Here is a 14,249-nt window from a genome sequence, read left to right on the forward strand (position 1 = left end):
TTTTTATTGTAAGCCATAAAAACTGTAAACATTATTTATGTTTGATGAAGAAAATAATGTTTTGGCTTTGTTTATTTAGCTTCTATAAAGGTACTTATAAACTCAGAAACCTCCAATTTATAATCATTATAAATATCAATATAAATGACTGATTTTACTCATATTTTTTTAAAGGAGGCGTACTTTTGTACAAACAAAAATTGAATGGATTTTAGATATCAGGATCCGTATCCTATTCAGAAAGATGATACGGTGTACAAGAAGCTTACATCAGACTATGTAAAGGTGGAAAAACTGGGTGACAGAGAAATTTTAACAATAGATCCTAAAGGATTGGAACTGTTAGCTGAAGAAGCGATGGCAGATGTGTCTTTCATGCTTCGTTCTTCGCACTTAGAAAGCCTTAGAAGAATTATTGATGATCCTGAAGCTACAGATAATGACAGATTCGTTGCGTATAACCTTTTACAGAATGCTGCCGTAGCAGTTGAGGGAGCTCTTCCTTCATGCCAGGATACGGGAACCGCTATCGTAATGGGAAAGAAAGGGGAAAATGTATATACGGGAGTAGAAGATGGAGAATACCTGAGCAAAGGAATTTTCAATACTTATCAGAAAAGAAACCTAAGATATTCTCAGGTAGTTCCTTTAACGATGTTTGATGAGAAGAATTCCGGATCTAACCTTCCTGCACAGATCGATATCTATGCTAAAAAAGGAGATTATTATGAATTCTTATTCTTGACAAAAGGAGGAGGTTCTGCGAATAAAACATTCTTATATCAAAAGACGAAATCTTTATTGAACGAAAAATCTCTTGAAGAATTCGTTAAAGAAAGAATTTCAGACCTTGGAACAGCTGCCTGCCCACCTTACCATTTAGCGTTGGTAATCGGAGGTACTTCAGCAGAAGCCAACCTTGCAGCAGTGAAGAAAGCATCTGCAAAATATTACGACCATCTTCCGACAGAAGGAAATGAGGCCGGACAGGCTTTCAGAGATCTTGAATGGGAAGCTAAAGTTCAGAAAATCTGTCAGGAAAGTGCTATAGGAGCTCAGTTTGGAGGGAAATACCTTACGCATGACGTAAGAGTGATCAGACTTCCGAGACACGCTGCATCTTGCCCTGTAGGAATGGGAGTTTCCTGTTCTGCAGACAGAAATATCAAAGGAAAAATTACAAAAGAAGGGATTTTCCTGGAGCAATTAGAGCAGGATCCGAAAAGATTCTTACCTGATACTCCTCCACACTTGGAAGAAGCTGTTGAGGTTAACCTGAACAAGCCAATGCCGGAAATTCTTGCCGAACTTTCCAAATATCCGATCAAAACCAGATTAAAACTGAACGGAACATTAATCGTAGCAAGAGATATTGCTCACGCAAAAATCAAAGAAATTATCGACAGCGGGAAACCAATGCCTGAATATTTCAAAAATCACCCAATCTATTACGCTGGACCTGCAAAAACTCCGGAAGGAATGGCTTCAGGAAGTTTCGGACCTACTACTGCCGGAAGAATGGACGTTTATGTAGACGAGTTCCAAAGCCACGGTGGAAGTATGATTATGCTGGCAAAAGGAAACAGAAGTAAAGATGTTACCAATGCATGTCATAAATATGGAGGTTTCTATCTTGGGTCTATCGGAGGACCGGCTGCTATTCTTGCGAAAGACAATATTGTGTCTGTAGATGTAGTAGACTTCCCGGAATTAGGAATGGAAGCAGTAAGAAAAATTGAAGTAAAAGACTTCCCTGCATTCATCATTTCCGATGATAAAGGCAATGATTTCTTCGCAAATCTGGCTCACTAATTAGTTTAAAATTAAAATAAATAAGAAAATAGAACGCTGATCTTTTGTGTAAAAAGGAAAAAAGTTCTATTTTTGCCTAAAATCTTTAAGAGAATGATAACGATATTATCAGCATTTTGGCCGTTCTACCAGTTCCTTTGGACTATATTCTTCATTACTATGTTCTTAGTAGGATTCTGGTGTATTTTTATGTTCTTCGGATTAGTAATCCCAATGTGGCTAACTGAAGGTTTGAAAGAGTATTTCGGAAAAGTAAAGCCTTTCGATCCTGAAGATATCAGAAGAAAGCTTATTTCTGAGCAGGAAGGTGTAGAAGTTATCTATAGCGAGCCTAAAGGAAACGGACCTTTCCTTCACGATCACGGACATCATCATTAATTGATTGTCATTGCTTTTTCACCTGAATTCTGAAAAAGTAATATCAAAGCAAAACAACATATATAAACCGCTTAAGCAATTAAGCGGTTTTTCTATTTATTATTCCTCAGACTTTCAGGAGATACCCCAAATTTCTTTTTGAAAGCGCGTGTAAAGTTCTGGAGGTACTCATAGCCGCATTCAATAGCGATCTCTTTGATCATAATTTCTTTATTAGTGATCAGTTTCCTGGCTTTCAACATTCTGAGCTCCGAAATATAATGAGCAATCGTTGTATGGTACTGAGTTTTAAATTCCTTTCTGATGATATTCTGGTTCAGACCAAAATATTTTCCTATTTCTTCCGCTTTTATATTCCTGTGATAATTTTCATCAATGAATTTCCTGATCATTTCGGGAGTTTTTGGAGTATCCTCGAGAATGTTTTTCTCATTAAATTGTTCAAAGATCAGGATAAGGAGTTTGATAATCTTTGCTTCTATAAATAACTTCTGCATGATTCCTTTCTTATTATAATCCAGAATTTCTTTTACAATCATATGCATCTCAACTGTCATATCCGGCGGCGTTTCTTTATGAAGGAATATAAAATTATTATGAATCATGTTTTCCAGAATCTCAGCATTCTCACGATTAAGTTCCGGATTGATGAGGTTAAAAATATATTGGTAATTAATCTGAATCTGGAGATACCTCAGAATTTCCTGATTTTCCGTCCATAATTCAGCAACACTTTCTTTAGAAGAATAATGAAGTATATATTGATTTTTCTTGAATAAAAACTGGGTGCCGCAATCATGACCTTCTAAATTAATGCCCTCACTCAACAGAAAAATCAGATTAAAGCTTGACTTCCCCTCCAGCATATGAGACTTGAAGGATTGATCAGGACACAGGTCTTCCTGCATGATGATTTTGATGTCCTCGGATATGAACAAATGTCCACTTTTTGATTGACTCCTCATACAACACATTTTTACAGCCATGGTACAACTTCTTAAGATAAAAGTCCTTCGCAGGATAACCAAAAGTTCGAAAATGATAACTCGGGGTTAATTATGTGAGGTACTTTTGCGCAAAATTAAATTAAATTTAGAATAATTAAAAATAATATTTCATATGTTTAAAGATTTACATTTTGCAATTCAGAAAATCAGAACGGGATTAGTACTGCTAACCGTTGCTGGAAGCTATATGTATGCCCAGCAATGGGAAAATGTTGGAGGCGTTCAGGATGTATCTGCAGGAGGAAGCAGTTTTAATAATCTTGTTATTGATAACTCAGGAAACTATTATCTGTCATATTATGATGTTTCAGTAGCTAAAGGCTCTGTTCAGAAATTTAACGGGAACTCATGGTCTTACTTAGGGGGAACACCCGGAGTTACTACAGGAACTGCCACTTACAACTCATTGTCTATAAGTCCGAACGGGAACAGTATTTATTATACCAATCAGCTTGGTTATCCAGGCTCCGGGATGGAAGTCCGTTTATTTACAGGCTCTTTATGGTCTCAGCTTCCGAATGCTACAGACAGCTCGGTAAATTATCAGGCTTCTGCAGTATCTTCAGATAATATTATATTCACTTATGGATCTTACGGTTCCGGAACTGTAAAAAAATATTCCGGAGGTGCATGGGAACAGGTAGGAAATGCAGGCTTTTCAGGAGGTGCTGAATTTGCTGAAATGGTCATAGGGACCAATAATATGGTGTATACCTGCAATGTTTCCGGAGGGATAAAAGTATATCAGAACAGTACGGATGCAAGTTCAGGACAAAACTGGAGTTTGGTAGGAGGAGCCGCGGCTGATGCTTCTTCGTCAGGGGAACAGTACAATGCTGATATTGCTTTAGATGGTGCAAATAGAATCTATGTAGCGTATGTTTCAAACTCTGCAGGAGGAAAAAAAGTGAATGTCAAGAAATTTGACGGAAACTCCTGGGTGCAGGTTGGAAATGCCAACTTCTCAGAAGGAAGAGTACAGCATGTTGCGTTAGCCGTAACAGAATCCGGAAAACCTTACGTGGTGGCCAGCCGTTTTGAAAATGATGACTTCCTGAGAAATACGGTTTATAAATTAGATGATTCGCAAAACTGGGTTCCTTTTGGAGGAGATTTTGTTTCAGATGGCGAAGCAAAATACAATGATTTAGCGATAGATAAGGCACAAAATTATCTTGTTTTGGCTTATTCCGACAATACAACAAAGGTGAAAAGAATTTCTCTGAACCTTAATCCACAAACATGCAGCAATACAGATCCTGGAGCCAATGTAGGTGATGTTGGCTGCGTAAGTTTTATGTATCGTGGACAACAGGTTGCTTATACTACGGTAAGAGGAGCAGATGGAAAAATCTGGCTTCAGCAGAACCTGGGAAGTACACAGGTGGCTTCATCAGTAGCGGATGCCAATTCTTATGGAGATCTTTTCCAATGGGGAAGATGGGATGACGGACACCAGCTTAGAAACTCTCAGATTGTACAGGCACCATCTCCTAACACTCCGGAAGGAACAAGTACCACTGTGGGAGCTTATGTTGCAGGATCTCCGGCATGGTGGGCAAATTTTGCCAGTGGAGATACATGGAATGGGACATCACTTGCAGATGTCAATGCTTCTGCAGGTATAGATCCTTGTAAAGCAATAGGAGCAGACTGGAAAATGCCTTCTCAGGCAGAGTGGACAACTTTAATAGGAGCAGAAAGTATTTCTAACCCTACAGCTGCTTATAACAGTCATCTTAAATTACCTGCCGGAGGTTACAGAAGCTCCAGTGATGGGAACTTTACTTTCGTAGGGCAAAGAGGGTATTTCTGGAGCTCTGATACATCAAGTTTAGGAGGTAAATATCTGTATATCGGATCCACGATTGCCAATCCATCTGCTGGTGCTATGAGAGGGCAGGGTGCTTCAGTAAGATGCATCAAGCCTACCTCTTCTTTGAGTACTTCAGAAACCAAACTGAATCAATCTGTAATTGGAATGTATCCTAACCCTACAAAAGGAATTCTTATGGTTAAAGCTGATTCAGGGATTGAAAAAGTAAACGTTGTGAACGCAGTAGGACAAAGAATGAATGTACAGTTCTCGGATAATCAGATCAACATGACTGAACTTCCTTCAGGATTGTATATTGTAGAATTAAAATTAAAGAATGGGCAATCCATTTCTAAAAAAATTATAAAAAATTAAGCGAAATTCAATACCAAAGATTTTTGCCAAAAGGAATTAGTTCATTACAATTACTTTTATTGGAAGGCTCATGAAATTTCATGAGTCTTTTTTATTTGGTTTTTTTTCAAAAAATGGGAATATTTCCCGAAAACTGATTAAAAGTAGCTGATATGAATAAAAAATAACACTATATTCGATAAAAAATAAGACATGAGAAAATTTTATTCCGTTGTTTTTCTGCTGATTGCAATGTACGTTTTTGGGCAGATTAATTATACAATTTCTCCCAATCCATTCAATGAAACAGATGCCATTACGCTTACGGTTCCTGGTGATCAGATTGACGAAACGGCCTGGGGAATTTCCAATAATGCCATTTATATGTGGACCTGGTCGTTTGACACCAATTATCAGAACAGTCAGGATTGCCCTACCAATGGCAGCTGGAATAATTCCAATGATTTGAATAAGTTGGTTTATAATGCTGCAACAGACAGCTATTCACTTACTTTTACCCCAACTGCTTTCTTTGGAAGAACAGGAATCGGAAGGTTCGGATTTTTATTAAAAGATAAAACAGGCTCCCATCAGACATCACCCGACATTTTTGTAAACGTAGGGACTTTAAGTTTAAATCTTACCAATCCATTGGCCAATAGCCTCACTACTGTTCCTGTCGGGAATTCTATCAATATTACAGCTACAGTCAATACCAATGCAACATTTCAGTTAAAAGCCAACGGAACTGTTGTCAACTCTACGACAACTCCTTCACAATCGTATTCTTACAGTTACACAGTTACTCAGGATGTCAGTATGGAACTTGTAGCTACACAGGGAACCAATTCTAAAACGGCCACATTTATCTTACAGATTCCTAGAAATGTAGTTTCTGAAGCAATACCGAACTGGATCAGACAGGGAATCAATTACCACCCGACAGATCCTACCAAAGTGGGATTGGCGCTATATGCTCCGGGGAAAAGTTTCGTCCATGTCATCGGAAGTTTCAATAACTGGGCAGTGAATGACACGTATTTAATGAAAAAAGATACCGCAAATCCTGATCTGTACTGGATAGAGCTCAATGGAATTACTCCTCAGCAGCTTTATACCTTCCAATACAGAACCAATGATTTGAGGAAAGTAGCAGATCCTTATTCTCCACAAATTCTATCTTCTTACGATGATCAGTGGATTTCAGCTTCTACCTATCCGAACTTACCAGCATTTCCTGCCGGGCAGGGTTTTGAAGTCTCAACATTTAAAACCGGACAGACCGCTTATAACTGGCAGGTTACCAATTTTCAAAGACCAGCAAAACAAGATCTGGTGGTCTATGAATTATTATTGAGAGACTTTACACAGGAAAAGAACTGGCAGTCACTGATTAATAAAATCTCGTATTTAAAGAACTTAAAAATCAATGCCATAGAATTACTTCCGATCATGGAATTTGACGGAAATCTTTCATGGGGCTATAATACTTCTTTCCATTATGCATTAGACAAAGCTTATGGAACTCCGGAAAAATTCAAAGAATTTGTAGATCTATGCCATCAGAACGGAATTGCAGTCATTCTGGATGTCGCGTTTAATCATGCTACAGGACGTTCTCCTTTGGTAAGACTTTGGAATGTAGATCCGGATGGTGATGGCTATGGCGATGTTGCACCGAACAATCCTTACTTTAATCAGGTCCCGAAACATTCATACAATGTATTCAATGATTTTAACCATACAAGCCTTTCAACGCAATATTACGTTGAAAGATGTCTTCAGCAATGGCTTACAGAATATCACATAGACGGATTCCGTTGGGATTTAACAAAAGGATTTACACAAAGCTGTTCTGAAAATGATGAAGCCTGTACCAATGCCTATCAGCAGGACAGAGTGGACATCATGAAACACTATGCCGACAGACAATGGGCCATTGACCCCAATTCTTATATGATCTTCGAACACCTGGGAACAGATGCAGAAGAGCAGCAATGGGCGAACTACAGAATCGCAGAAGGAAAAGGGGTTATGCTTTGGAATAAACAGACAGACCCTTACAATCAGAATACAATGGGATATCAGGAAAACAGCAATTATGACCGCATGAATCACAGTCTTCACGGCTTCACCAATATGAGTGCTGTAGGCTATGGAGAAAGCCATGACGAAGAAAGACTGATGTTTAAAAATCTTGCATATGGTGCAGTTAACGGAAGTTATAATGTGAAAGATCTGAATACCGCTCTTGAAAGAATGAAAACTTTCGGGGCAACTTTCTTTACCATTCCCGGTCCGAAAATGATCTGGCAGTTTGGAGAATTAGGATATGAATTCAGTATCAACAGATGTGCGAATGGTACTATCGACAGCGGATGCAGAACCGATGAAAAACCTGTTGCATTCACTTTAGGATATGATACCAATGCAAACAGAAAGGCAGTATATGATACATGGGCTAAAATCATCAACATCAGAAATACCCATCAGGTTTTTAAATCTAAAACCTACAGTATAGAATCCAATAACCTTGCGAATGATCCTACCGGGCTGATCACAAGAATTTACGTGTATGATGCTGCTATTGCCACGGGAATAAAGAATGTGGTTGTATTAGCAAATTATACCACTTCCGCACAGAATGTTATCCCTTATTTCCCTTACATAGGTCAATGGCAGAATCTGATGGACAACAGTATTTCAAATGTAGCTTCCACAACAGCTCCAATCACTTTACAACCTGGGGAATTCAGAATCTTTGGTAATTACGCGGGTGCTTTGTCAACAGCAGATGTCAATGCCGCCAACAAATTATCTCTTCAGATTGCAGATAATCCGGTTCGAAACGGAATAGCTAAACTCGTTTTCAGTAAAGCAAAAAATGGTGAGATTTCAATTTTTGATATGACCGGTAAAAGAATGGATTCTTTCAAACTGGATAAAGAAAACGGTACCTATGAAGCCAAAATCAATTATCCGGCAGGAACTTATCTGATTCAGCTAAAATCAGACACAGGAATAGCCATTCAAAAAATGATGATTCAATAAAAACGAATTATGAATTTGTTGATTTGTAATATTTTGAACCATTAAGGGCTATTTGAGAAGTAAAGTGTAGTTAAGATGGATCATTCTGATTTTTAAGCTTAAAGCGAAGCTTATCTTAATACTCTTAAACTCTTATTAAACCTTAATGGTTCAGAAATAAAAGCTTAAACAAGTTCTATAAATAATAAAAGGCAAATTTGCAGATCAGCAGCTTTGCCTTTTTTTTGTACATTTAAAAAAATAGTCTACTTTTGCAGTAGATTTATCAAGAAAGGTGGAGGGATTTGGCCCGATGAAACCTTAGCAACCTACACAGTTCCAGAAGTGTAAAGGTGCTAATTCCAACCCTTAGGGGGAGATAAGTGAAGTCAATACTCTATATGAATTCCATTTCTTGAAGTCTTGTGTATCTGCGGAAAGATCCGTCAGATTCGTATTATTAATTGGCAAGAACAAAAATGAAAAAATTAAGCACAGCTGTATTATTGCTTGGGGCAATTCTGGTCGCTGCTCAGGAAAGTGAGGAAAAAGGAAAACAGATCGAAGATATTATCATCGTCGGAAACCGTAATGTCAAAAGAACAAAGCTGGAGACACCTGTTCCTGTAGATGTAATTAATATCGATAAAATCCAGAGAAGCGCTCCGCAAATGACTGCTCAGGATCTCCTGAACTATGTGATTCCATCGTTCAATGCAGTGAGACAGTCTGCTTCTGATGGGACAGAACATATTGACCCTGTTACTTTGAGAGGAATGGGGCCTGATCAGGTTCTGGTTTTGCTTAACGGAAAAAGAAGACATTCTACATCATTGGTCAATTATCAGAATACGGTAGGGAATGGCTCTGTAGGAACAGATTTGAGTACCATTCCCGTCATTGCAATTGATAGAATAGAAGTGTTAAGAGACGGAGCTGCTGCACAATATGGTTCTGATGCCATTGCAGGAGTAATCAATATAATTCTTAAAAAAAATGCCGGAGCTTCAGCAAGCCTTACCTATGGATTAACCGGAAGAAATGATGGTGATACTTACCAGGCAGGAGTTAACTATGGAACCTCATTAGGAAAGAAAGAAGGCTATATTAATCTTTCATTACAGCTAAGTCACAGAGGAAAAACCACAAGAACGCAAAATCATGACCTGGATATTTTCGGAGATAATTTTGCTTATGAATTTGCTGGTGATGCAGAAGCCGTAAAAGCTGCCAGAGCCGTAGATGATGCAGAAATTGCAAAAAGAGGATTAACACGTGACGATTTTAATTTTCAGATCGGAGATGCCCAAATCAGACAGGGACAGCTGTTTTTCAACTCAGAATATCCTTTTAATGACAATTTTAAACTGTATTCTTTTGGAGGATTCAGCATCAAAGAAGGAAATGGCTTTGGTTTCAGAAGGCTTCCGAGTGAAAAATCTAATGTCGTTTCATCCATTTATCCGAATGGATTTCAGGCTACTCTGGCCTCTCAGGTATACGATGTTTCTTATGCGGTAGGAGCGAAATATAATGTTAACGACTGGTTTTTTGACCTTAGCAATACCTTTGGAAGCAATACCTTCAATTATAATGTAAACAATACGAATAATGCTTCTTTGGGAGCAAAATCTCCAACCCGTTTTTATGCCGGAGCGCATAGCTTTCTTCAAAATACCGTTAATCTTGATGTTTCCAAAAATATAAACCGTTTCAATATCGCCTTCGGAGGAGAATTCAGATTTGAGCAATATCAGATCAAGGCAGGTGACGAAGCATCTTATACCCAATATGACGTCAATGGAAATGTGGCCACTGAAGGATCAACAGTGCTTGGTGCGGGCGGATCTCAATCTTTTATTGGGTTTTCTCCCAATAATGCATTGAAGAAAGACAGACATTCCACCGCAGTGTATGCAGATGTTTCCTATGATTTAGATAAAAAACTGAATATTGATGCAGCGGCAAGATTTGAAAACTATTCAGATTTTGGAAATACTCTGAATGGAAAGCTTGCGGTACGATATGAATTTGTAAAAAACTATGCGGTAAGAGCTGCAGTTGGAACAGGATTCAGAGCACCATCATTGCAACAGCAGTATTTTAATAACTCTTATGCTGATATTTCTACTTCCGGCGAGAAGATTGTCACAAAGGGAATTTTTAGCAATGACAGCAAAGCCGCTGAAATTCTTGGATTTGATAAACTTAAACAGGAAACTTCTGTCAATGCAAGTGCAGGATTTACTCTGAGACCCTTAAACAATTTGACAGTTACCATAGATGGATACTGGATCAAAGTAAAAGACAGAATTGTAATCACCAGCAATATTACCGATGAAAGATTAGATCAGTTTAAGGTAGAAAGCGGAAGATTTTTTGCCAACGCTATTGATACCGAAACAAAAGGAGTTGATGTTGTAGTAACCTATGACTGGATTCTTGGCAAGGGAAAATTAAATATCAATCTTGCCGGAAACTATACGGAAACTAAAATCACAGATTTCCATTTTCCGGAAAACTTAGGAACGCCTCAGGATCAGTTTTTTGGTCCGGATCAGATCAACATCATTGAAACCCTGTCTCCCAAAACAAAAGCTTCATTAGGATTAAATTATGGAATCGGGAAGTTCAGTTTTCTCGTAAGAAATACCTATTTTGGTAAAGTAATAAGAGATGGCTATCCGTTTGGAGGCGTGCAGGAGTTCTCACCAAAGGTCGTTACCGATATCAGTGTGGGATATGATATCACAAAAAGCATCAACTTTACAGTAGGAGCCAACAATGTATTTGATGTCTTCCCGGATCGCCAGATTTATGAAAATTCGTATTATGGAGTATTCAAATATGCACCGGTTCAGATGGGAACGCTGGGGAATTATTTCTTCGGAAGGCTTAATTTTAATTTTTAATCAGTAAATGAGTACCACCTCACATCAGATTGGCTGGAAAACAGCAGCAGCCATCGTTGTTTCCAATATGATCGGAACAGGGATTTTTACAACCCTGGGATTTCAGTTATCCGATATTACCAATACCTACAGTATTTTTCTGTTATGGAGTATCGGAGGAGTTCTTGCTTTATTTGGGGCATTTTGTTATGCAGAATTAGGCTCACATTTTAAAGGAAACGGAGGCGATTTTATTTATCTCAAAGAAACCTATCATCCCATATTCGGATATCTGATAAGCTGGGTTTCGCTCATCATTGGATTTTCCTCTCCGGTAGCGCTGGCAGCCTTAGCAATGTCGAAATACCTTTCCGTATTTGAGTATTCTTTTGGAAACGGCTTTGCGATTGCAGCGATTTTTCTGGTTGCGATTGCGTTATCTTTCAGCCTGAAAACATCCAGTAGGTTTCATAACTTTTTCACATTCATTAAGATAGCCTTTATTATTGTACTGGTTATTCTTGGGGTAGAAATTTCAGATTCACCACAGATAGGTAACAGTCTCAATTTCAGTGACAGCTGGCAGAATGAAATCATGCTTCCTGCATTTGCGACCTCTCTGGTATTTGTAACTTATTCTTACACGGGATGGAATTCGGCCTCTTATATCGCAGGAGAAATAAAAGATGTTCAGAAAAATCTTCCAAAATCCTTGATTATAGGAACTGTTTTCGTGACGGTAAGCTATATTCTGGTGAACTATATTATGCTGAAACATGCACCTGTAAGTCAACTGGCAGGAAAAGAAGATGTAATGGGAGAAGCGGCAGTCAATATGCTGGGACCGGCTTTTGGAAAGATTGTCAATATTTTTATTGCTCTGCAGCTTATTGCAACCATCAGTGGTTATCTGTGGGTAGGATCAAGATTAACACAGGCTTTTGCAAAACATACCTCTATTTGGAAACCATTGTCAATGGGCAATGCAAAAGGAATTCCGGTAAGAGCCATTTTTGCCCATGCAGTAATTGCAGCTATTATTATTCTGACAGGAAGTTTTAAAGAAATTTTTGTCTATACAGCCTTTATTTTGCAGCTTTTTGCAAGTTTAGCGATTTCAACTGTATTCTTCCTGAAGAAAAAAGACAGGAAAATCTTTAAGTCGAATGCATTCCACATTTTTCCGGCTGTTTTTTTACTATTTAGCTTTTATATTCTCTATTTTACATTCATTCATAACCCTAAAGAAAGCTTGATAGGATTGGGAATTATCGCGGTAGGAATTGCTTTATATTTAATAGACAGAAGACTTTCTAAAGGATCTCAAACTTAATTTTGATGATTCAGAAAGGGGAATAAACAGATTGGCAAATCTGTCTTTTTGTGGTTTTGCATCCTTTATCCCTAATGCTCAAAAATTTATGATGATTCGGAATTTTAATTTTGAATTAATAATCCTTATCTTTGCACCCACAAAATTTCTACAATGTCTAAATCATTAATTCCAAAATTAGAAGCTATAAAACAAAGATATAATGAGGTTGCAGACCTTATTATACAGCCTGATGTCATTTCAGACCAAAAAAGATATTCTTCTTTGAACAAAGAATATAGTGATTTGGGGAAAATTGTAAGAGTTTACGATCAGTACAAAGGTGCTTTGGATAGTATCGCAGAATCTGAAGAAATCATTGCAGATGGTTCAGACAGAGACCTGGTAGATCTGGCTAAAGAAGAAAAACTGGAAGCTCAGGCTAAAATTCCTGGTCTTGAAGAAGAGCTGAAAGTATTACTGATCCCTAAAGATCCTGCAGATGACAAAAACGTTATCGTGGAATTACGTGCCGGTACAGGTGGTGATGAAGCAGCTATCTTTGTGGAAGATGTGTACAGAATGTATACCATGTATTTCAAAACAAAGGGATGGAGACATGAAGTAACAGATTCTAACGAAGCCGCAAAAGGGTACAAGGAATTGATCATGAAAGTGGAAGGAGAAGGAGTTTATGGAATCATGAAGTTCGAATCCGGAGTTCACCGTGTACAACGTGTACCTGAAACTGAATCTCAGGGAAGAGTGCATACTTCCGCCATCACTATTGCTGTTCTTCCGGAAGCTGAAGAAGTAGATTTTGAACTGAATCCTGCAGATATTGAAATGCAGACTTCCCGTTCAGGAGGTGCCGGTGGTCAGAACGTAAACAAGGTTGAAACTAAAGTTCAACTTACCCACAAACCTTCAGGACTTGTTGTAGTTTGTCAACAGGCTCGTTCTCAGCTTGCTAACCGTGAGTTGGCAATGGAAATGCTAAGAACAAAACTATATGATATTGAATTACAGAAAGTACAGGGAGATATCGCTGCACAACGTAAATCTATGGTATCTACAGGTGACCGTTCTGCAAAAATTAAAACCTACAACTATCCACAAGGTAGAGTTACAGACCACAGAATCAATAAGTCTATGTACAACCTTGATGCTTATATGAATGGTGATATTTCTGAAATGATTGACGCTGTAATCATGGCAGAAAATGCAGAGAAGATGAAAGGGGAAGAAGAGAATTATTAAAATTAAAATAAATAAAAACAAAGCCTCTGACTGTTCAGGGGCTTTGTTTTTCCCAATAACAAAACAAAATATCAACTATGAAAAACTACAAAATTATTTTCCTGCTGTTGCTTACCATAATGGGACAGCAACTGATGGCTCAGACAGAAGTAAAGAAACCTAAAGAAGCCTTTGAACTCTTTTTTGGAACTTTTGTGAGTAATGATGATGCAGCATTGAATAAGCTTAATGATTATTTAAAACCTACAGTAGACGGACAGACTGCTTATCAGGTAGATTTTAAAGAAACTTCACAGGAAATGATCAATGGCAGTGTAGAGAATTTTCTTGCGGCTTTTCCTAAAGCTACGGCAGCAGCATGTAAAAAAGAAGCTGAAGACTATTTCTGA

9 protein-coding genes and 1 riboswitch are annotated in these 14,249 nt (G+C 38.1%); of the genes, 8 read left to right on the forward strand and 1 reads right to left on the reverse strand.

Translation table 11 applies throughout. The features are described from left to right. Positions 1-204: 204 nt before the first annotated feature. Positions 205-1,812, forward strand: a complete 1,608-nt coding sequence (locus ACMA47_RS14970; protein ID WP_309436641.1) for a fumarate hydratase — start codon at positions 205-207, stop codon at positions 1,810-1,812. 93 nt (positions 1,813-1,905) lie between these two features. After that, on the forward strand, positions 1,906-2,190 hold the full coding sequence (locus ACMA47_RS14975; RefSeq protein ID WP_170872059.1) for a hypothetical protein: 285 nt from the start codon (positions 1,906-1,908) through the stop codon (positions 2,188-2,190). A 92-nt stretch (positions 2,191-2,282) separates the two neighbouring features. Here the strand turns inward: ACMA47_RS14975 and ACMA47_RS14980 are convergent, their stop codons facing one another. Then, positions 2,283-3,155 carry a helix-turn-helix transcriptional regulator gene (locus ACMA47_RS14980; RefSeq protein WP_413930404.1) on the reverse strand — a complete coding sequence of 291 codons (873 nt, stop codon included), beginning with the start codon at positions 3,153-3,155 and terminating at the stop codon, positions 2,283-2,285. Positions 3,156-3,309: 154 nt separating this feature from the next. Here ACMA47_RS14980 and ACMA47_RS14985 point away from each other — a divergent pair, with 154 nt between their 5' ends. The 6 genes from ACMA47_RS14985 to ACMA47_RS15010 all read left to right on the forward strand — a co-directional run bounded on the left by ACMA47_RS14985 (position 3,310) and on the right by ACMA47_RS15010 (position 14,249). After that, entirely contained in the window at positions 3,310-5,388 is a 2,079-nt protein-coding gene (locus tag ACMA47_RS14985; RefSeq protein ID WP_413930405.1) for a T9SS type A sorting domain-containing protein, read from the forward strand. A gap of 192 nt (positions 5,389-5,580) precedes the next feature. Next, the gene (locus tag ACMA47_RS14990) at positions 5,581-8,418 is read left to right on the forward strand and encodes an alpha-amylase family glycosyl hydrolase (RefSeq protein ID WP_413930406.1); all 2,838 of its coding nucleotides are present in this window, start codon (positions 5,581-5,583) and stop codon (positions 8,416-8,418) included. A 259-nt stretch (positions 8,419-8,677) separates the two neighbouring features. Further along, positions 8,678-8,783, forward strand: a riboswitch (SAM riboswitch). A 93-nt stretch (positions 8,784-8,876) separates the two neighbouring features. Next, positions 8,877-11,309: a TonB-dependent receptor plug domain-containing protein gene (locus ACMA47_RS14995; RefSeq protein ID WP_413930407.1), complete on the forward strand. Its 2,433-nt coding sequence runs from the start codon at positions 8,877-8,879 to the stop codon at positions 11,307-11,309. Between the two features lie 7 nt (positions 11,310-11,316). Further along, positions 11,317-12,621, forward strand: a complete 1,305-nt coding sequence (locus ACMA47_RS15000) for an APC family permease (RefSeq protein WP_413930408.1) — start codon at positions 11,317-11,319, stop codon at positions 12,619-12,621. Positions 12,622-12,774: 153 nt separating this feature from the next. Beyond that, on the forward strand, positions 12,775-13,860 hold the full coding sequence (prfA, locus tag ACMA47_RS15005; protein WP_034692695.1) for a peptide chain release factor 1: 1,086 nt from the start codon (positions 12,775-12,777) through the stop codon (positions 13,858-13,860). A gap of 77 nt (positions 13,861-13,937) precedes the next feature. Continuing rightward, a complete protein-coding gene (locus tag ACMA47_RS15010) occupies positions 13,938-14,249 on the forward strand; it encodes a hypothetical protein (protein WP_413930409.1) in 312 nt (103 codons plus the stop codon).

Origin of the sequence: Chryseobacterium sp. T20 (assembly GCF_047345655.1) — a bacterium.
Lineage (GTDB): Bacteria > Bacteroidota > Bacteroidia > Flavobacteriales > Weeksellaceae > Chryseobacterium.

What these genes read in the sequence shown, in the direction of transcription:
- ACMA47_RS14980 (WP_413930404.1), bottom strand. Translation starts at nt 3,155, where the DNA reads ATGAGGAGTCAATCAAAAAGTGGACATTTGTTCATATCCGAGGACATC.
- prfA (WP_034692695.1), top strand. Translation starts at nt 12,775, where the DNA reads ATGTCTAAATCATTAATTCCAAAATTAGAAGCTATAAAACAAAGATAT.
- ACMA47_RS15000 (WP_413930408.1), top strand. Translation starts at nt 11,317, where the DNA reads ATGAGTACCACCTCACATCAGATTGGCTGGAAAACAGCAGCAGCCATC.
- ACMA47_RS14995 (WP_413930407.1), top strand. Translation starts at nt 8,877, where the DNA reads ATGAAAAAATTAAGCACAGCTGTATTATTGCTTGGGGCAATTCTGGTC.
- ACMA47_RS14985 (WP_413930405.1), top strand. Translation starts at nt 3,310, where the DNA reads ATGTTTAAAGATTTACATTTTGCAATTCAGAAAATCAGAACGGGATTA.
- ACMA47_RS15010 (WP_413930409.1), top strand. Translation starts at nt 13,938, where the DNA reads ATGAAAAACTACAAAATTATTTTCCTGCTGTTGCTTACCATAATGGGA.
- ACMA47_RS14990 (WP_413930406.1), top strand. Translation starts at nt 5,581, where the DNA reads ATGAGAAAATTTTATTCCGTTGTTTTTCTGCTGATTGCAATGTACGTT.
- ACMA47_RS14975 (WP_170872059.1), top strand. Translation starts at nt 1,906, where the DNA reads ATGATAACGATATTATCAGCATTTTGGCCGTTCTACCAGTTCCTTTGG.
- ACMA47_RS14970 (WP_309436641.1), top strand. Translation starts at nt 205, where the DNA reads ATGGATTTTAGATATCAGGATCCGTATCCTATTCAGAAAGATGATACG.